We start from the raw sequence: 18,349 nt of genomic DNA, 5'->3' as shown, positions 1-18,349 counted from the left end.
GGCTCCCATCTCACACCTTAAAACCCTATAGTTCAAGCTGTTCTCTACTTTGGCTACTCCATTCTAAATGAAACTTCTTACCCGCCTCTTTATCGATCCGCTCATAAGTATGAGCGCCAAAGTAATCACGCTGACCTTGAAGTAAGTTTGCAGGTAAAGTTTCACTTCTAAAGCTATCGTAATAAGCCAAAGCTGAACTAATGCATGGTGTAGGGATGCCATTTAACACAGCAAAACTGGTCGCCTGTCGCCAATCTGTTTGTAATTCAGATAACTGTTTAGCAAAGCTATCCGCTAAAAATAAGTGTGCTAAGTCACCTTGTTGCTGATAAGCCTCTGTAATGGATTGTAAGAATGAGGCACGAATGATACAGCCTGCACGCCAGATTTTAGCAATTTCAGCAAATTCTAAACGCCAGCCTTGCTCTTTCGCAGCCATTGCCATTAATTGGAAACCTTGAGCGTAGCTCGCGATTTTTGCACAATAAAGCGCGCTTTCAAGTTGGTTGATAATTTGCTGTTTCGATTCCAAAGAAAGTTCAGTAGTGTCTTGACCTGCTAACTTAGTACTCAAACTCACTCTAAGTGATTTTTGGGTACTAATGGCCCGAGCAGAAACCGCTTCCGCAATCGTTGGCGCCGGACAGCCCAATTGCAAACTACTGACCGCTGTCCACAATCCAGTTCCTTTCTGCCCAGCTTTATCTAAAATCATCTCAACCAGAGGTCGCTGCGTTTCAGGATCAGCTTGTTTAAGCACGTCGGCACTAATTTCTACCAAATAACTGTTTAATCGCCCCTGATTCCACTTTTCAAAAACTTTACCTATTTCAGTGGCACTCATACCACAACCTTTAGATAAAATATGATAAGCCTCGCAAATCAACTGCATATCTGCGTATTCAATGCCATTGTGCACCATTTTCACATAGTGGCCTGCTCCAGCACCGCCAATGTATGTAGTGCAAGAATCACCAGTTTCAACAATTTCACCCGCAGACGTTCTTTCTAAAGGTAATCCCGTTTCTGAATCAACTTTAGCCGATATTGCCTGCCAAATTGGTGCAACCCGCTGCCAAGCTTTTTCATCACCACTTGGCATTAAACATGGACCAAACCTTGCCCCAGTTTCGCCACCAGAAACAGCCGAGCTAAAAAACGTGAATTGACCTTTATATCGCTTTTCACGTTCAACTGTGTCAGTCCATAAGCTATTGCCTGTATCAACAATAATATCTTCTGACTCAATTCCAGCTTCGATCAAAGCGTGGCAAACACCATCAACGGGCGCTCCAGCGGGTACAGAAAGCACAATAAGTTTTGGACTTGATAATTGTTCTATAAGATGATTTAAACTCTCACAGCCCAATGCTCTGACTGAGTGTTTTCGCGAATCAGCTTCGGTATCAAATTGACTTAAAAATTGTCTGACTTTAAGAGCATCAAGATCATACGCTGCAACATTAAAACCATTATCGACCATATTAAGAGCGAGGTTTTTCCCCATTACTCCAAGGCCAATGACTCCAATATCCATCTGCTGCGTTTTTTCTGGCATGAGATTATTTTCCAACTAACTAGATAAAAAATTCGCGCGATTATATCCATTAAGAGTATGCAAAACTATATAGTAAAATCGGGAAAGTTGATTCCTATATTCGAACAATATAAAACTTATTCTAAGATGTTGTTTAACTAGAATTTTTAAATAATTCAGCATAAAACAAGTTTTACCTATCAATAAAACCCCATAAATTATCCCTGCCTTAAAACTTTACCTTTACGTCAACTTCCTGTACCTTTTTCGTAAATAGATTTAGCAGGTATAAAAATGACCATTAAAAGCAACTCCCCAACCAGTTACTCGATCAGTGATCTATCCAAAGAGTTTGATATCACTACCCGCAGTATTCGTTTTTATGAAGATCAAGGCTTGCTAAAACCGTCTCGTCGTGGCCAAACAAGAATATATAGCCTTAAAGATAAAGTAAGATTAAAGCTGATTTTACGAGGAAAAAGATTGGGATTCTCTCTAGCAGAAACCAGACGTCTGTTTGAACTTTACGATGCCGATAAAACCAGCACTAGCCAACTCGATACCATGCTAACTCTTATCGCAGATAAAAAAGCTGCTCTCCAACAGCAAATGGATGATATCCAAGTGGTATTGATGGAGCTAAGTTCAGCTGAACAACAATGCCGAGACGCCCTAAAACATAATATTAATAATTAAGAGTGCAATAAAAAACTTGCACACAAAAACATCATGCAAAGGACCCTACAATGAGCGCAATATACTCAAGCTTAAATTTTGGATTAGGTGAAGATGTGGATATGCTGCGTGATGCAGTACAGCAATTCGCTGCTAACGAAATCGCACCTATCGCAGAAAAAACCGACCAAGAAAATGCTTTCCCTAATGAACTTTGGCCAGTACTAGGTGATATGGGATTACTTGGTGTAACCGTCGATGAGGAATTCGGTGGTGCCAACATGGGCTACCTTGCTCATGTGGTAGCAATGGAAGAAATCTCACGTGCTTCGGCTTCTATCGGCTTAAGCTATGGTGCTCATTCTAACCTATGTGTTAACCAGATTAACCGTAACGGTAATGCCGAGCAAAAAGCTAAATATCTACCAAAATTAATCACTGGCGAACACATTGGTGCTCTAGCCATGAGTGAACCAAATGCTGGTTCTGATGTGGTTTCTATGAAGCTTCATGCTCGTAAAGAAGGTGATAAATACATACTTAACGGCAACAAAATGTGGATCACCAATGGTCCAGATGCCCACACCTATGTAATTTACGCAAAAACAGACGTAGAAAAAGGCCCTCATGGTATTACGGCTTTCATCGTTGAGCGTGGATTTAAAGGCTTCTCTACCGCGCAAAAGCTCGATAAATTAGGTATGCGTGGTTCAAATACCTGTGAGCTTGTATTTGAAGACTGTGAAGTACCAGAGGAAAACATCTTAGGTAACCTAAACGAAGGCGTAAAAGTCCTAATGAGTGGCCTAGATTATGAGCGTGTTGTTCTTGCTGGTGGCCCGCTAGGTATCATGCAGGCTTGTATGGATATAGTTGTTCCTTACATTCACGACCGTCAACAGTTTGGTAAATCAATCGGTGAATTCCAACTGGTGCAAGGCAAGCTTGCAGATATGTACACTCAAATGAATGCCGCTCGTTCATACGTATATGCAGTAGCAAAAGCTTGTGATCGTGGTGAAACCACTCGTAAAGATGCCGCTGGCGCCATTTTATATAGCGCAGAGCTAGCCACCAAAATGGCATTAGATGCCATTCAGTTATTAGGCGGTAATGGTTACATCAACGAATACGCGACAGGTCGTCTACTTCGTGACGCTAAGCTTTATGAAATCGGCGCAGGTACTTCTGAAATTCGTCGTATGTTGATTGGACGCGAGTTGTTCAACGAAACTAAGTAAGAATCAAACATTATGCCTGCCTTTGCAGGCATTTTCGTTTCTAATCCTGCTGCAACGATTTTTGAGGAATCAACCGTGACGCAATTAACCAGTCGTATCAATACTCGTAGTGACGAGTTCAAAACAAAACATAACGATATGTCAGAGCTTGTTGCCGATCTGCAACAAAAGCTGGAACAAATTCAACAAGGTGGTGGTGAAGTTGCCATGCAGCGCCATCTTTCACGTGGTAAACTAGCACCAAGAGATCGCATCGAAAAACTGCTCGACCCTAGCTCTCCATTTATTGAACTTTCACAGTTTGCTGGCTATGAAGTCTATGATGATGTTGTGCCTGCAGCAGGTATCATTACAGGTATCGGTCGTGTCAGTGGCGTCGAGTGCATGATCGTGGCGAACGATGCTACTGTAAAAGGCGGTACTTATTACCCTCTTACCGTAAAAAAACACGTTCGCGCTCAAGAAATTGCTGAACGCTGTAACCTTCCTTGTATCTATCTTGTTGACTCAGGCGGTGCTTACCTGCCTTTGCAAGATGAAGTATTCCCAGATCGTGACCACTTTGGTCGCATCTTCTTTAATCAAGCGAAAATGTCAGCAAAAGGTATTCCTCAAGTCGCAGTAGTCATGGGGTTATGTACCGCAGGCGGTGCTTATGTTCCAGCAATGGCCGATGAGTCAATCATTGTTAAAGAACAAGGTACGATCTTCCTTGCTGGTCCACCTTTAGTAAAAGCAGCTACGGGTGAAGAAGTCTCAGCAGAAGAATTAGGTGGCGCAGAAGTTCATACAAAAATCTCAGGTGTTGCCGATCATCTCGCACAAAATGATGAACACGCTTTAGAAATCGCACGTAATTCAATTGCACGTTTAAACCACAACAAGCAAATTGAAAGCACATTAGCGAGTGTAAAACCGCCAAAATACGACATCGAAGAGCTGTACGGCATCGTAGGTACAGACTTAAAAAAACCATTCGATGTGAAAGAAGTCATCGCTCGCATTGTTGACGATTCTGACTTTGACGAGTTCAAAGCTAACTACGGCCCAACTCTAGTGTGTGGTTTTGCACGAATTCACGGTTATCCAGTAGGCATTGTTGCCAACAACGGGATCTTATTCTCTGAATCAGCGCAAAAAGGTGCTCACTTTATCGAGCTATGTTGTCAGCGCAAAATTCCTCTACTGTTTTTACAAAATATCACTGGCTTTATGGTGGGTAAAAAGTACGAACACGAAGGCATCGCCAAACATGGTGCCAAGATGGTTACCGCCGTATCTTGTGCCACTGTACCAAAATTTACGGTATTGATTGGTGGTAGTTATGGCGCTGGTAACTACGGCATGTGCGGTCGTGCATTTGATCCAACCATGATGTGGATGTGGCCAAACTCTCGTATTTCGGTAATGGGTGGCGAACAAGCTGCTGGCGTACTTTCTACTGTTAAAAAAGATGGTATGGCTCGCAAAGGTCAAAGCTGGACTGAGCAAGAAGAGGACGATTTTAAAGCACCGATTGTAGAGCAATACGATAAAGCGGGTCACCCTTATCATGCCAGTGCTCGTTTGTGGGATGACGGTATTATCGATCCAGCACAAACCCGTGACGTTGTCGGCCTTGCGCTTTCAGCGGCCTTTAATGCACCTGTAGAAGACACCAAGTTTGGTGTGTTCCGCATGTAATTTGGAGGCTAAAAATATGACTACCGTCTTTAAAAATCAACAATTCCAACACATTCTATGTGAGCTTGAAAACGGCATTGGTAAACTGATCTTAAATCGTGTCGAAAAGCACAATGCCTTTGATGAAGTGATGATTGCTGAAATCATTAAAGCCTTAGCACTATTTGCAGAAGAATCACAATGCCAAATGCTGATATTAAAAGCTAATGGCAAACATTTCAGTGCTGGTGCTGACTTGAACTGGATGCGTAAACAAGCACAAATGGACTTTGAGCAAAACCTTGCTGATGCTAATGAACTCGCAAAACTCATGCATGACTTAGATAAATTCCCTAAGCCAACGTTAGTACAAGTTCAAGGTGCGGCTTTTGGTGGCGCATTAGGTTTAATTTGTTGCTGCGACATCGCTATCGCAACACCAAAATCCAGTTTCTGTTTAAGTGAAGTAAAACTTGGTTTGATCCCAGCCGTTATCAGCCCTTACGTCGTTCGCGCTATGGGTAACAGAGCATCACGTCGCTACATGCTTACCGCTGAACGATTCACTGCTGACAAAGCCCTTGAGCTCAATGTGCTTCATGAAGTAATTGACGATTTAGATGCTGCTAGCCAACCAATCATCGAGTCATTGTTGGCTAATAGTCCACAAGGAATGGATTGGTGTAAAAAGCTAATAACTCGTATGGAAAGCGGTGAAATCAATCAAGATACGATTGACTACACAACCGACAAAATTTCAAAAATTCGAGTTTCTGAAGAAGGCCAAGAAGGTCTCAACGCCTTTTTTGAAAAACGTCAGCCAAACTGGCATAAGGATAACAACAATGATTAATAAATTACTTATTGCCAACCGTGGTGAAATTGCCTGCCGTATTATTGAAACGGCTAGAAACATGGGCGTAAAGACGGTAGCGATTTATTCAGACGCCGACGCTAACGCTCGTCACGTAGCTATGGCTGATGAAGCCTTTTACCTAGGAGGAAGTGCTCCGGCAGAATCATATCTTCGCGGAGATGCCATTATCGAAGTGGCTAAGCGTGCTGGCGCTCAAGCGATTCATCCCGGTTATGGCTTTTTATCGGAAAATGCTCAATTTGCTAAAGCCTGTGAACAAGCAAGTATTGAGTTTGTTGGCCCTGGATCGGCGGCAATTGATGCTATGGGCAGTAAAAGTGCGGCCAAAGCCATTATGACCAAAGCCAACGTACCTTTGGTACCGGGTTATCATGGTGACGACCAATCAGATGCTTTATTAAATTCAGAAGCAGACAAAATTGGTTTCCCATTGCTTATCAAAGCGGCTTATGGCGGTGGTGGTAAAGGCATGCGTATCGTTGAAAGTAAAGACGAACTACAAGATGCCATCGACTCAGCTCGCCGTGAAGCGGCATCTTCATTCGGCAACGACAAGCTGCTAATGGAGCGTTATTTACGCCAACCTCGTCATATTGAAGTTCAGGTCTTTGCTGACAAACATGGCAACTGTGTTTATCTTTCTGATCGTGATTGCTCAGTGCAGCGTCGTCATCAAAAAGTAGTTGAGGAAGCCCCTGCTCCGGGTTTATCTGACGAACTTCGCAAACAAATGGGTGAAGCCGCTGTAGCAGCAGCCAAAGCCATTGATTACGTTGGTGCAGGAACTGTCGAATTTTTATTCGATACAGATAACAGCTTCTACTTCATGGAAATGAATACTCGACTTCAAGTAGAGCACCCTGTTACTGAATATGTCACCAACCAAGACTTGGTAGAATGGCAACTTAAAGTAGCTGATGGACAAAGACTACCGCTTCATCAAGACGAAATTGAAGTTAAAGGCCACTCTTTTGAAGTTCGGATTTATGCAGAAGATCCACAAAACGAATTCTTACCCGCCAGTGGAAAGTTAGACTACCTTCAAGAGCCAGATGCCAGCGATTATGTTCGTATCGATTCAGGTATTCGCCAAGGTGATGTGATCAGTAACTTCTACGACCCAATGATCGCTAAACTGATTGTTTGGGATGAAGACAGAAACTTAGCCTTACAGCGTATGGCTAATGCTTTACAAGATTACAAAATCTCAGGTCTAAAGCATAACATCCGATTTTTGCATGCCATCATCAAGCACCCTGCTTTTACTGATGAAGATTTCAGCACTGACTTTATCGACCGTTATGGTGATGAACTACTCAAGCTAGAATCGAAAGACACAAGTAATATTCAAGCCTTAGCTGCGTTCTATCAAGTTCTATATCGCAAACAACAATCAGAAAAGCAATCAGCTACGCACTCAGACTTCACTTCACCTTGGTCTACTCTTTCTGGCTTCAGAATTAATAGTTCAAAGCAACATGCAGTTAGATTACTAGATAACGAACATCAACAGCTTGATCTGCTACTAAAAGAAACTGCAAATGGCTATCAAATTAGTATTGAAGATCAAGTTATTAGTTTAAACGGTCAATTAGAAGACAACATCCTAAAAGCTCAGCTGAACGACCATAAGTTTACGCTGCAAGTTGCTCAAGTTGGTGATGACTTCACCTTATTCAGCAACACAGAACAATTCCACTTCAAAGCCGTTCAAGCTCAAGAGCTGGATCAACAAGATAATGCAGCCGATAAACTAAAAGCACCAATGAACGGCACCATTGTAACTCATTTAGTTTCAAAGGGCGATCAAGTTACAGCTGGTCAAGGTCTCCTTGTCATGGAAGCCATGAAGATGGAATACACCATTGAAGCACCTTACGATGGAACGGTTTCCGAGTTTTACTTTTATCCGGGTGACTTGGTCAGCGACGGCTCACTGCTTCTTGATGTTGAGGAAGGATAAATGGATAAAGTTAGCATTTTTGAAGTCGGTGCTCGTGATGGACTACAAAACGAAAAAGCGGTAAGCACTCAAGATAAAGTCAGCTTGATACACGAGTTGGCTGATTCAGGAGTACGCAGAATTGAAGCCGCTAGTTTTGTGTCACCCAAATGGGTACCACAAATGGCCGACTCTGCCGTTGTGATGGATCAGATTGAGCGTAAACCCAATGTACAATACAGCGCCCTCACTCCCAACCTCAAAGGATTAGAAGCAGCGATCGCTGCAAATGTCGATGAGGTAGCCATTTTCGGCTCAGCTTCAGAAGCATTCAGCCAAAAAAACATTAATTGCTCAATCGAAGAATCCATCGCCCGCTTCAAACCGGTAATGGAAAAAGCTAAGCAACATGGCCTACCTGTTCGTGGTTATGTGTCTTGTGTTTTAGGCTGTCCTTATGAAGGTGAAGTCGCAATAAGTGAAGTGGTAAGAGTTGCCGAGCTGCTTCATGACATGGGTTGCTATGAAATTTCATTAGGTGATACCATCGGTGTGGGTACTCCATTCAAAGCGAAAGCCATGCTTGAAGCTGTGACCCAAAGTGTGTCTGTAAACAAGCTCGCTCTCCACTTCCACGATACCTATGGCCAAGCATTGGCTAATATCGCTATGTGTTTAGAGACTGGGATTACAACCTTTGACTCATCAGTAGCGGGTTTAGGTGGCTGTCCTTATGCTAAAGGCGCATCTGGTAACCTTGCTACAGAAGATTTGGTATACATGCTCCATGGCATGGGCTTACAAACAGGTATAGATATACAAAGTCTTGCTCAAGCTGGTGATAAAATCTGTAAAGCTCTTGGACGAACCAATGGCTCAAAAGTGGCGCTCACACTACTCAATTAAAGAGTAGTAATGAGCTACACAACCCTACAATACAAGTTACCATTTGTTACCCCTGAACAAATGAAGATAGCAACAAGAAAAAATAAAAAGGAACTAACATGGCAGGATTGAATAAGTTAGTCAGTAGCTATGAAGAAGCGCTGGCAGGCCTAAAAAGCGATATGACCATCATGGTCGGAGGCTTTGGTCTTTGTGGTATACCTGAAGGTCTGATCCACCAAATGGCTAACATGGATATTAAAGGCCTAACTGCAATTTCGAACAACGCTGGCGTTGACGACTTTGGTTTAGGATTACTACTTCAAAACCACCAAATTTCTACCATGATTGCCTCTTACGTTGGTGAAAACGCCACCTTCGAAAAACAAATGCTATCTGGTGAGCTTGAGGTTATTTTAACTCCACAAGGAACATTAGCCGAAAAAATCCGTGCGGGCGGAGCTGGTATTCCAGCGTTTTTTACCGCTACAGGCTATGGCACTCCAGTTGCCGAAGGGAAAGAAACACGTGAAATAAACGGTCGTCACTATGTTTTAGAAGACTCTCTTACCTCTGACTTTGCACTTGTAAGAGCATGGAAAGCTGACACTATGGGTAACCTTGTCTTCCGGAAAACTGCTGCCAACTTTAACCCAATGATGGCAACAGCAGGCAAAATCACTGTTGTTGAAGCCGAAATCATTGTTGAGCCTGGTGAACTGGACCCAGACCACATCCATACGCCTGGGATTTATGTCGACCGCCTTATTCAAGGTGAATTCGAAAAGCGCATTGAGCAACGCACGGTTAAAGTATAAGGGAGAACCAGCATGTCACTAACAAGAGAACAAATGGCTCAACGCGTCGCCAAAGAACTTCAAGACGGCTTTTACGTAAACCTCGGTATTGGTATCCCTACCCTTGTGGCAAACTATATTCCTCAAGGTATGCAAGTAATGTTGCAATCAGAGAATGGTTTATTAGGTATGGGTGAGTTTCCGACTGAAGAAACTATCGATCCTGATTTGATTAACGCTGGTAAACAAACGGTTACCGCTGTTGATGGCGCTTCTTTTTTCTCATCAGCTGAAAGCTTTGCCATGATCCGTGGTGGTCATGTTGATTTAACCGTACTTGGTGCTTTTGAAGTGGATGTAAATGGCTCTATCGCTTCATGGATGATCCCAGGTAAACTCATCAAAGGCATGGGCGGAGCAATGGACTTAGTTGCTGGTGCAGAAAACATCATTGTGACCATGATGCACGCTGATAAGTATGGAAATTCAAAACTCCTTCCTCAGTGTGAACTGCCACTCACTGGTTATGGCTGCATAAAACGTGTCGTTACCAACCTTGCCTACCTAGAAATCAAAGACGGTGCTTTCCACCTAATTGAACGCGCTCCAGGCGTTTCAGTTGAAGAAATCAAAAACATGACGGCTGGAGAATTAGTCATCCCTGAGCATGTACCTGAAATGGACTTGTAAAACATAGGCTTAGTTGTCGCTCCTGCGAAAGCAGGAGCTTAGCGACTTTCCTACTTATCAAAAAATCACTACAAATCACTTAGCGGACTACGTACTCCACTCGCTCCAGCTTGAATAACATGAGTATAAATTTGTGTTGTCCTAACATCTTGATGGCCCAATTGCTCTTGCACTGTTCGAATATCCGCCCCTCGCTGTAAAAGATGAGTTGCAAACGAATGTCTCAGAGTATGACAGTTTACATCTTTCTCGATTTTTGCTTTTTTAGCCGCGGCCTTAACCGCTTTTCGCACTGAGGTTTCATCAATATGATGCCTACGTATTCTTCCAGAGTGAGGATCAACACTTGTTCTACTAGAAGGAAATAAATAGTGCCATTTAAAGCTAGCCGCAGCATTTGGATATTTTTGCGCTAATGCATAAGGAAGCCAAACACCCTGATAGTTTTCAAGTTCTATATCAATATCATAAAAGCTTTTAGCCAATTCTATTTGTTGCTTCAGTGGTTTTACTAATTCAGGTGCTAATGTGACTCTCCTATGTCTTCCTCCTTTCCCATTCCAAATAAGCAAGGAGTGATAGTCAAAATCAATATCTTTAATTCGCAATCTAACCGCTTCCATCAGCCTCAAACCACTGCCATACATCAATTTCGCGACAAGACTTCTGTTTACTTGAACGTGTTTTAATAAACTGGTTATTTCCTCTTTTGTTAAAACAACGGGTAATTTAGCCTCTCGTTTAGAGCGATTAAACTCTAAATCCATTGATAATGGCTGAGATAAAAAGTCGTTATACAAAAAATTTAATGCATTCAAAGCTTGTTTTTGTGTCGCTGGCGCCACATTTTTTTGATTAGCAAGATAACTCAAAAACCTTTCGACTTCTTTTTCACCTAATTTAGAGGGGTGCTGTTTATTGTGAAAAAGAATAAATGTCTTAATCCACTGAAGGTAAGCTTCAACTGTTCGTTTTGCGAAATGGCGAGTAACCATAAACTCAGAAACATGAGTTAAAAATGGAGAACGAGGCATGAAATCATCCTTGATTGCACTGTATTTAAACCCAGTATACAACTTTTCCTTCTTTCGACAATAAATAAGGAACTTTTCCTCCTTTCACTCAAAAGTTATTAAAGATAACCTGCTTAAACAACTTGATTTTGTGGAAAAACATCGATAGTTTAACCGAATGTTAAAAACAATTAACAGGCGGTAGCGTGCCTGTAGAAAGAAGGACTTTTTCCTTCTAATAAGCTGTTATGCGTGGCTGCCACTCATTCGTGTTTGGTTATTTGGGAAATTTGAGCAATTCAGTTTAAATCAGCGTTTACAAAAGCTCATTTGTGTTTTCGCCTAAATAGCATCGTTACGCTAATAGGCGTCAACCTGTAAAGTAAGATCTGGCTATCAATTGCGCCATTAGCTTGTTTGCTTACAAAAAATGGCTCAAATAGTCACTGCCATTTGGTCGTGGCAGTAAAAATATTTAAGGGTATTGCGTGCCCTAACCTATTGGGTTTAAATTAACTTCGCATAACAAGGCATTCAACAGGACGCAAAATCGTTGGCTTTTGCTCCTGCGTCGCAAATTATAAGCCAACGTTTTGCGCCTGTTAATGCGGCGTTATGCGTGGCTGCCACTCATTCGTGTTTGGGTATTTTGGAAGTTTAAGCGGTTCAGTTTAAATCAACGTTTGCCAAAGCTTATTTGTGTTTTCGCCTTAATAGCATCGTTACGCTAATAGGCGTCAAACAGCAAAGTAAGATCTTGCTATCAATTGCGCCATTAGCTTGTTTGCTTACAAAAAATGGCTCAAATAGTCACTGGAATTTGGTCGTGGCAGTAAAAAAAATCAAGGGTATTGCGTGCCCTAACCTATTGGGTTTAAAGTAACTTCGCATAACAAGGCATTCAACAGGACGCAAAATCGTTGGCTTTTGCTCCTGCGTCGCAAATTGTAGCCAACAATTTTCCGCCCGTTAATGCGGCGTTATGCGCTCAAGGAGTGAGTTGATGACAATTGAAGATAAAGTTAATTTCATTCTGCTTCTAGTTTTAATTTTAACAATTATTTTCACGTTAAATGCTTTAGTTAATATGAAAGTACATTTGTTTAAAAGTGTCATAGATAGGAAAATTAACAGATTAGACAAACTAGATACTTTGGGGAAGTATAATATTCTCCTAGAAAATGTTGAGCATTACATTGAACTCTATCCAGATGAAATTAATTTTCACTGGAGAAAAGCTCGTGCTTTATATAAAACGGAACAATTTGAACTTGCAAGAGAGCATTTTTTATTTATTGCAGATTCAGAGCCCACATTAAAGAGCGATGCAGACCAATATATAGAACGAATTAATGCGAAGTTAGGCGCATAACAAGCAGTTCAACAGGACAAATACTGTTTGGCTTTTGTCACTGCGTTCCAAAATTATAGCCAAACACTATTTGCCCGTTAACTGGGCGTTATATTCACTACATCAACATTGAGTTATGAGCACGTATTTTTCAGAAAGATTCCCTGAGCTAAGAATACAAAAACCACTCTTTTACAACTGGGAAACAAGCATTCGATTTGAGATTGGCCCATCTGAAATTCCTCTATGGGAAGATAGAGAAAAAGAAATGCTAAATGAGGAATATTTCACGCAGGCTTTTCATAGAGCCACTAAAATTTTCGATGAAGTATTCTCAGCAGATGATGAAATTGAGATTATTGTTCAAAGGTTCTCTGATGGAAGGCAGAAGATAAAAAAGAGTAATTTCATTTCAAGGCATATTCTTTCTAGAGTTTCATACACAACTGAAAGTGAGAGAATACACGACATCTATGAAATGGAGTATAAGAAGCATCATTGGCATAGAGTTACTTACTCGAGCCTGAAAGTTCAAGATGTTGATTATAAATCTATAATACAAGCTTCCATAAACGTGGATTTCTCATGCCGTGGAGAAACGTACATAGGTGAATGTTACTTCATCAACAAGTCTAGAGACATTATCCTCGACATATATGATGATAGAGGTATGGATGTTTTAGCTTTTAAAAAATCGAGTATTCAACCACTCTACGAGAAGTTCAATCAATGGATTCTCGATCACAATCGAAATGAAATAGATACCGTATTTACGTGAATATAACAAGTAAATCCAGGTGACGCCTACGGCGCACCTGATTTAGGCGTTATGTTTCTTACTGACTGTAATCATATGAATAGCAAAATCTCACGCAATCTGAAATTCGTTTTTATAGGAACAGGTTTTGTAGCACTAATTGTATTTGGTTTTTTTTCGAACGAAGCTAGAAAAGAAATTAAGTATTTGTGTGGTAATTTTGATAAGGGTGACTCGCTTTCAAATGTTACTAGGCAATTAAATACAATAAATTTATCACAGTATAGGGTTGCTAATTTGGGGGCTGGTAAGCAAATAACCCATAGCAGTTGGCTTCATTTGAATTTACTTAGCTGCGAAATTGAATTCAACCCTCAAAATGTGGTTGTTTCTGCATCTTATGGTCAAACATAACAAGCAGTTCAACAGGACAAATACTGTTTGGCTTTTGTCACTGCGTTCCAAATTTTAGCCAAACACCATTTGCCCGTTAACTGGGCGTTAGGCACCAAGGAAATGGAGAAACAATGGAAGAACTTAAAAACTCAGGGATTGGAATTGCATCATTCATCATAAGTATCGCATCAGGAATTTTTATTTTTCTTCTGATCGCAATCGCTGGATATCTGGAAGCATCCACACCAGGAGGTGTGAATGAGGAGTCCTCAGAAGCCATTATAGTTGGCCTTTTTCTATTTGCTTTCTTGGGGACAGCGCTAGTAGCGCTCGGTTTAGGAATTGCGGGACTCTTTCAGAAGGAACGTAAAAAAATATTTGCTATCTTGGGCACTGTATTCTCAACAGTAACACTTGCGATCACTTTCCTCATCATGATGATTGGTCTTGCAGAAGGGTGAAGCCAGAAACCCCAAATGCCTAACAAGGCATTCAACAGGACGCAAAATCGTTGGCTTTGCTCCTCCGTCGCAAATTATAGCCAACAATTTTCCGCCCGTTAATGCGGCGTTAGGCTTATTGTAAATCCGAGAGTATTATATTAATTATGGATATATCTTATATGGAGCTAAAAACCTTCTTATTAGAATCAATTCAAGGGATTATAATTTTAGGTGCTATAGGCAGTATTCTAGGCGGTTTTCTCGTATATCTATCAAAGAAATCTTTCACATATTTGCTAATTAAGATCAATGAGTTGGCATTTGCCGAACGAATGAAGCATCCATTAGTTAGAACAGTTAAGGCTGCGGCTAAACTTCGTGAAGCTCATGCAGAACAACACGCATCATTTGATTATCAGCTATATGTTTCAAGAAAAATGATGTTTGCAACAATAGACTTCATTATATTGATTTGTACTTTAACTTTAACACTTGGAACGTTAATCGCCTTTGGCATTGAAAGACCATTAGTTCTATCTGCGCTGCTATCAGTATTAATTCTTGCCTTTGTATCAGCATTAAAAACGTCTTTACATATTGTGGTGTTAACTAGTGAAAAAGCTGAAGCAATAGATAATCAAATCCATGCTGAGATCCCAAAAAGCTACAAAGAATATAAACAGCTTCAGGTAACTACTGAGGATAAAGCCTAACAAGCAGTTCAACAGGGACAAATACTGTTTGGCTTTTATCACTGCGTTCCAAATTTTAGCCAAACACTATTTGCCCGTTAACTGGGCGTTATGCGTGGCTGCCACTCATTTCGGGTTTAGTTATTTGGGAAATTTAAGCATTTCAGTTTATGTCAGCGTTAACCAAAGCTCATTTGTGTTTTCGCCTTAATAGCATCGTTACGCTAATAGGCGTCAACTTGTAAAGTAAGATCTTGCTATCAATTGCGCCATTAGCTTGTTTGCTTACAAAAAATGGCTCAAATAGTCACTGCCATTTGGTCATGGCAGTAAAAATGTTCAAGGGTATTGCGTGCCCTAACCTATTGGGTTTAAAGTAACTTCGCATAACAAGGCATTCAACAGGACGCAAAATCGTTGGCTTTTGCTCCTGCGTCGCAAAGTATAAGCCAACGTTTTGCGCCCGTTAATGCGGCGTTAAATGTCTAAAGAGAGTTCATGGGTAGACGTAGAGAATTAAAAAGCATTGCTTCTGGATTAATAGGCTCATTTAAAAGCAGAAATAATGATGTAGCAGGATATTGGGGTATTGGAAAATTATCTAAATTTGCTGAAACAAACGGCACTGATGAAGTCGCAATTGATCTATTAGCTGGCTTTATTCAACCTACAACATGTAAATTTGATGGCGTAATTAGTCATTACAAAGCAATGTTCATGAACAATATTGCCTCATTAAATATTCCCAATCAATGGGTTAGTAAAGTCATAATTACTGTACTATTTAATCAAGAGTATGTAGAAAAATATCATTTTTTTGGGGCTGCATTAGGCAGTCCTTGTATTTGTAAATGTGAAATAACAGATGACAATGGGCAAAAATACACAGTAACTACTGGCACTAACTGTAAGCCTCACAACCCAAAAAATGAATCCAAAAGTAATCGTGCAAACGACATTTAACAAGGCATTCAACAGGACGCAAAATCGTTGGCTTTGCTCCTGCGTCGCAAATTATAGCCAACAATTTTCCGCCCGTTAATGCGGCGTTATATTTTTCTGGGATAATAATATGGATATTACCAATACAATTACGTTCATTTCTGCATTAGCAGCTCTCAGCATCCCTCTTTTGCTGTTAATTTTAGGAATAATATTTGTATCCTCTCACAAAAGAATGGCCGCAGCGCAAGAAGAAGCTGCAAAAGCTCAGGTTGAATTGGCGAAACAACTCGCAAGTATATCTATAGAGTTAAGACACTTAACCACTCATAAATCTTGAGCAACAAATATAACAAGCAGTTCAACAGGGACAAATACTGTTTGGCTTTTGTCACTGCGTTCCAAAATTTTAGCCAAACACCATTTGCCCGTTAACTGGGCGTTATGTATTAAATTGAAATCGAGAAGTGATATGACGAAAGAAGAAATGGAAGCTTGGGAATCTACTCGTGATAAAGGAATGCTTAAATATGTGCTAATAAATGGCTTGCTTGCATGGGGTTTACCAATGTTTATAGCAATGGCATTTATGACTAGACCTTTTGCCGAAGGTTTCACATCAAAAGCTGCAATTGTTCATTATGTTGTGTGGCCATTAGCAGGCTTACTATTTGGCCTTGTTACTTGGTACATTGCTCAATTTCGCTATAAAAAAGCAGCTAAATCGATAAATCAAGCAAATACATAACAAGCAGTTCAACAGGGACAAATACTGTTTGGCTTTTGTCACTACGTTCCAAAATTATAGCCAAACACCATTTGCCCGTTAACTGGGCGTTATGCGTTTTAAAAACTTCACTGGTTTTAATGTTGTACCATGCAAGGTTCAACTGCGGTAGCAATGGAAATTAGCTTAAATTCTGCTGCTGTAGATCAACCACAAAACTGCCCTATTCAATATTATTTCGGGCTGTGTTAATGGTTTCAGAAATATGTAAAATCACTGGTAGTTTTGTAAAAACAAAATTGGGCACACTCCAAAACGTCAGTACTATTAAAACGTAATTGGTGCGCCTAACAAGCAGTTCAACAGGGACAAATACTGTTTGGCTTTTGTCGCTGCGCTCCAAATTTTAGCCAAACACCATTTGCCCGTTAACTGGGCGTTAGGTGCCTAAATTGAAAAGGGAAATTTCATCATGGGATTCAAGTTTTGGCTTGTTCGAGCAACTACCGTATTTACAGTAGCCTTTTTGTTATTAGCCGTAATTTATTATTTCAAAGGTTATGAAACCAACCAAGCTATTTTATCAGCAGCAATTTGGTCATTTATAGCAACAAGTGTTTTTATCTGCACAAGACTCTACCATTCTAAAAAAGGTCGTAACTGTGCAATTTGTAACGACACACCAGATAAATCAAACCCCGGCTCCTAACAAGCAATTCAACAGGGACAAATACTGTTTGGCTTTTGTCGCTGCGCTCCAAATTTTAGCCAAACACCATTTGCCCGTTAATTGGGCGTTAGGCCTTATAAAGAAGCATTGAGGGATATATGGAAGAAGTAAAATCTCCAATTAGACAAAGAGCTGACGAAATAAAGCCATATCGGTGTAAGAATTTAATAGCCGTTTTAGAGAATCCAATGGATATAAAAAACATTGGAACTGTTATTAGAAACGTCAATGCGTTAGGTGTTGAGAAAACCTATATCGTTGATAGCCGAAAATCGTTACCTGATGACTGGGAAGATATGAGAGAAAGGAAGTCACTCTCTAAAACCTCAGTTTCAGCTATAAAGTGGAGCTTCGTAAAACGATTTGATAGCACAGAAGAGTGTTTACAACACCTAGAGAAAAATAGATTTACTTCAATAGTTACTTCACCTCACATAAAAGGTAAAGTAAACCATATTCTTCATGAGGCTGATTATACTCACCCAAAACTTGCAGTATGGTTTGGTAACGAATCTCGTGGTGTTAGTGATTTGGCTGTAGAAAAAAGTGAATTTTGTGTTTCAATTCCAATGTTTGGAATGATTGAAAGTTTGAATCTAGGCACAACAACTGGAATCGTTTTATATGAAATTACAAAGCAAAGGCGCGAATATCAAGAAAAATATAAACGTGCCAACCGCAGGCCTAACAAGTAGTTCAACAGGACAAATACTGTTTGGCTTTTGTCACTGCGTTCCAAAATTATAGCCAAACACCATTTGCCTGTTAACTAGGCGTTATGTTTCACAAGGATGAAGTAGATGTTATGTCCTTTTTGTAAAAATAAAATTAGTCGTTTTTCATCTGTAGTCACAAAACATTTAAAGAAAAGGAAGTGTCCCAGTTGTAGTAAAGAAATTAGGCTTTCTTATAAATACAAAGCTTGGCTAATTGGTTTTCCAGCAATCTTCTTACTAAATATTTTTGTTGCGAAACCATATTTTGATTCACAT

Annotated in this window: 20 protein-coding genes; 18 read left to right on the top strand and 2 right to left on the bottom strand. The window is 40.4% G+C overall.

The features are described 5' to 3' along the window. Positions 1 to 25: 25 nt before the first annotated feature. Positions 26 to 1,558, bottom strand: a complete 1,533-nt coding sequence (gene gndA, locus E2H97_RS07385; RefSeq protein ID WP_133406554.1) for an NADP-dependent phosphogluconate dehydrogenase — start codon at positions 1,556 to 1,558, stop codon at positions 26 to 28. A gap of 273 nt (positions 1,559 to 1,831) precedes the next feature. Here gndA and E2H97_RS07380 point away from each other — a divergent pair, with 273 nt between their 5' ends. The 8 genes from E2H97_RS07380 (at position 1,832) to E2H97_RS07345 (ending at position 10,306) form a co-directional block, all read left to right on the top strand. Then, positions 1,832 to 2,233, top strand: coding sequence for a MerR family transcriptional regulator (locus E2H97_RS07380; RefSeq protein ID WP_133406553.1), 402 nt, complete (start codon positions 1,832 to 1,834; stop codon positions 2,231 to 2,233). 50 nt (positions 2,234 to 2,283) lie between these two features. Beyond that, the gene (locus E2H97_RS07375) at positions 2,284 to 3,453 is read left to right on the top strand and encodes an isovaleryl-CoA dehydrogenase (protein WP_133406552.1); all 1,170 of its coding nucleotides are present in this window, start codon (positions 2,284 to 2,286) and stop codon (positions 3,451 to 3,453) included. A 75-nt stretch (positions 3,454 to 3,528) separates the two neighbouring features. After that, positions 3,529 to 5,136, top strand: coding sequence for a carboxyl transferase domain-containing protein (locus E2H97_RS07370; protein WP_133408586.1), 1,608 nt, complete (start codon positions 3,529 to 3,531; stop codon positions 5,134 to 5,136). 16 nt (positions 5,137 to 5,152) lie between these two features. Next, complete coding sequence (locus E2H97_RS07365) at positions 5,153 to 5,968, top strand: enoyl-CoA hydratase-related protein (protein WP_133406551.1); 816 nt, start codon at positions 5,153 to 5,155, stop codon at positions 5,966 to 5,968. Then, on the top strand, positions 5,961 to 7,955 hold the full coding sequence (locus E2H97_RS07360) for an acetyl-CoA carboxylase biotin carboxylase subunit (protein WP_133406550.1): 1,995 nt from the start codon (positions 5,961 to 5,963) through the stop codon (positions 7,953 to 7,955). Before E2H97_RS07365 ends, E2H97_RS07360 begins: the two co-directional genes overlap by 8 nt. Then, a complete protein-coding gene (locus tag E2H97_RS07355; protein ID WP_133406549.1) occupies positions 7,956 to 8,840 on the top strand; it encodes a hydroxymethylglutaryl-CoA lyase in 885 nt (294 codons plus the stop codon). A gap of 98 nt (positions 8,841 to 8,938) precedes the next feature. Continuing rightward, complete coding sequence (locus E2H97_RS07350; protein WP_133406548.1) at positions 8,939 to 9,637, top strand: CoA transferase subunit A; 699 nt, start codon at positions 8,939 to 8,941, stop codon at positions 9,635 to 9,637. A 12-nt stretch (positions 9,638 to 9,649) separates the two neighbouring features. Further along, positions 9,650 to 10,306, top strand: coding sequence for a CoA transferase subunit B (locus E2H97_RS07345; protein ID WP_133406547.1), 657 nt, complete (start codon positions 9,650 to 9,652; stop codon positions 10,304 to 10,306). A 68-nt stretch (positions 10,307 to 10,374) separates the two neighbouring features. On the opposite strand, the gene E2H97_RS07340 is transcribed toward E2H97_RS07345, so the two are convergent. Beyond that, a complete protein-coding gene (locus E2H97_RS07340; protein WP_133406546.1) occupies positions 10,375 to 11,340 on the bottom strand; it encodes an integron integrase in 966 nt (321 codons plus the stop codon). Between the two features lie 982 nt (positions 11,341 to 12,322). On the opposite strand from E2H97_RS07340, the gene E2H97_RS07335 reads away from it, so the two are divergent. The 10 genes from E2H97_RS07335 to E2H97_RS07290 all read left to right on the top strand — a co-directional run bounded on the left by E2H97_RS07335 (position 12,323) and on the right by E2H97_RS07290 (position 18,052). Further along, on the top strand, positions 12,323 to 12,691 hold the full coding sequence (locus tag E2H97_RS07335; protein ID WP_133406545.1) for a hypothetical protein: 369 nt from the start codon (positions 12,323 to 12,325) through the stop codon (positions 12,689 to 12,691). 115 nt (positions 12,692 to 12,806) lie between these two features. After that, on the top strand, positions 12,807 to 13,448 hold the full coding sequence (locus tag E2H97_RS07330) for a DUF3885 domain-containing protein (protein WP_133406544.1): 642 nt from the start codon (positions 12,807 to 12,809) through the stop codon (positions 13,446 to 13,448). 75 nt (positions 13,449 to 13,523) lie between these two features. Beyond that, positions 13,524 to 13,841 (top strand): hypothetical protein, encoded by a 318-nt coding sequence (locus E2H97_RS07325; protein WP_133406543.1) that lies wholly within the window; start codon positions 13,524 to 13,526, stop codon positions 13,839 to 13,841. A 113-nt stretch (positions 13,842 to 13,954) separates the two neighbouring features. After that, a complete protein-coding gene (locus E2H97_RS07320; RefSeq protein ID WP_133406542.1) occupies positions 13,955 to 14,284 on the top strand; it encodes a hypothetical protein in 330 nt (109 codons plus the stop codon). Between the two features lie 161 nt (positions 14,285 to 14,445). Beyond that, positions 14,446 to 14,979 (top strand): hypothetical protein, encoded by a 534-nt coding sequence (locus E2H97_RS07315; protein WP_133406541.1) that lies wholly within the window; start codon positions 14,446 to 14,448, stop codon positions 14,977 to 14,979. Positions 14,980 to 15,456: 477 nt separating this feature from the next. Then, positions 15,457 to 15,921 (top strand): hypothetical protein, encoded by a 465-nt coding sequence (locus E2H97_RS07310; protein WP_133406540.1) that lies wholly within the window; start codon positions 15,457 to 15,459, stop codon positions 15,919 to 15,921. Positions 15,922 to 16,030: 109 nt separating this feature from the next. Further along, the gene (locus E2H97_RS07305; RefSeq protein WP_133406539.1) at positions 16,031 to 16,240 is read left to right on the top strand and encodes a hypothetical protein; all 210 of its coding nucleotides are present in this window, start codon (positions 16,031 to 16,033) and stop codon (positions 16,238 to 16,240) included. Positions 16,241 to 16,372: 132 nt separating this feature from the next. Then, a complete protein-coding gene (locus tag E2H97_RS07300) occupies positions 16,373 to 16,648 on the top strand; it encodes a hypothetical protein (RefSeq protein ID WP_133406538.1) in 276 nt (91 codons plus the stop codon). A gap of 451 nt (positions 16,649 to 17,099) precedes the next feature. Next, complete coding sequence (locus E2H97_RS07295; protein ID WP_133406537.1) at positions 17,100 to 17,336, top strand: hypothetical protein; 237 nt, start codon at positions 17,100 to 17,102, stop codon at positions 17,334 to 17,336. Between the two features lie 119 nt (positions 17,337 to 17,455). After that, positions 17,456 to 18,052, top strand: a complete 597-nt coding sequence (locus E2H97_RS07290; protein WP_133406536.1) for a TrmH family RNA methyltransferase — start codon at positions 17,456 to 17,458, stop codon at positions 18,050 to 18,052. The last annotated feature ends 297 nt before the right edge of the window (positions 18,053 to 18,349 follow it).

The sequence above is a fragment of the Parashewanella tropica genome (assembly GCF_004358445.1).
Lineage (GTDB): Bacteria > Pseudomonadota > Gammaproteobacteria > Enterobacterales > Shewanellaceae > Parashewanella > Parashewanella tropica.
Note: the sequence above shows the minus strand (reverse complement) of the source record. Positions and strands in the feature narration are given on the sequence as shown.

What these genes read in the sequence shown, in the direction of transcription:
- gndA (WP_133406554.1), bottom strand. Translation starts at nt 1,558, where the DNA reads ATGCCAGAAAAAACGCAGCAGATGGATATTGGAGTCATTGGCCTTGGA.
- E2H97_RS07380 (WP_133406553.1), top strand. Translation starts at nt 1,832, where the DNA reads ATGACCATTAAAAGCAACTCCCCAACCAGTTACTCGATCAGTGATCTA.
- E2H97_RS07375 (WP_133406552.1), top strand. Translation starts at nt 2,284, where the DNA reads ATGAGCGCAATATACTCAAGCTTAAATTTTGGATTAGGTGAAGATGTG.
- E2H97_RS07365 (WP_133406551.1), top strand. Translation starts at nt 5,153, where the DNA reads ATGACTACCGTCTTTAAAAATCAACAATTCCAACACATTCTATGTGAG.
- E2H97_RS07360 (WP_133406550.1), top strand. Translation starts at nt 5,961, where the DNA reads ATGATTAATAAATTACTTATTGCCAACCGTGGTGAAATTGCCTGCCGT.
- E2H97_RS07355 (WP_133406549.1), top strand. Translation starts at nt 7,956, where the DNA reads ATGGATAAAGTTAGCATTTTTGAAGTCGGTGCTCGTGATGGACTACAA.
- E2H97_RS07350 (WP_133406548.1), top strand. Translation starts at nt 8,939, where the DNA reads ATGGCAGGATTGAATAAGTTAGTCAGTAGCTATGAAGAAGCGCTGGCA.
- E2H97_RS07345 (WP_133406547.1), top strand. Translation starts at nt 9,650, where the DNA reads ATGTCACTAACAAGAGAACAAATGGCTCAACGCGTCGCCAAAGAACTT.
- E2H97_RS07340 (WP_133406546.1), bottom strand. Translation starts at nt 11,340, where the DNA reads ATGCCTCGTTCTCCATTTTTAACTCATGTTTCTGAGTTTATGGTTACT.
- E2H97_RS07335 (WP_133406545.1), top strand. Translation starts at nt 12,323, where the DNA reads ATGACAATTGAAGATAAAGTTAATTTCATTCTGCTTCTAGTTTTAATT.
- E2H97_RS07330 (WP_133406544.1), top strand. Translation starts at nt 12,807, where the DNA reads ATGAGCACGTATTTTTCAGAAAGATTCCCTGAGCTAAGAATACAAAAA.
- E2H97_RS07325 (WP_133406543.1), top strand. Translation starts at nt 13,524, where the DNA reads ATGAATAGCAAAATCTCACGCAATCTGAAATTCGTTTTTATAGGAACA.
- E2H97_RS07320 (WP_133406542.1), top strand. Translation starts at nt 13,955, where the DNA reads ATGGAAGAACTTAAAAACTCAGGGATTGGAATTGCATCATTCATCATA.
- E2H97_RS07315 (WP_133406541.1), top strand. Translation starts at nt 14,446, where the DNA reads ATGGAGCTAAAAACCTTCTTATTAGAATCAATTCAAGGGATTATAATT.
- E2H97_RS07310 (WP_133406540.1), top strand. Translation starts at nt 15,457, where the DNA reads ATGGGTAGACGTAGAGAATTAAAAAGCATTGCTTCTGGATTAATAGGC.
- E2H97_RS07305 (WP_133406539.1), top strand. Translation starts at nt 16,031, where the DNA reads ATGGATATTACCAATACAATTACGTTCATTTCTGCATTAGCAGCTCTC.
- E2H97_RS07300 (WP_133406538.1), top strand. Translation starts at nt 16,373, where the DNA reads ATGACGAAAGAAGAAATGGAAGCTTGGGAATCTACTCGTGATAAAGGA.
- E2H97_RS07295 (WP_133406537.1), top strand. Translation starts at nt 17,100, where the DNA reads ATGGGATTCAAGTTTTGGCTTGTTCGAGCAACTACCGTATTTACAGTA.
- E2H97_RS07290 (WP_133406536.1), top strand. Translation starts at nt 17,456, where the DNA reads ATGGAAGAAGTAAAATCTCCAATTAGACAAAGAGCTGACGAAATAAAG.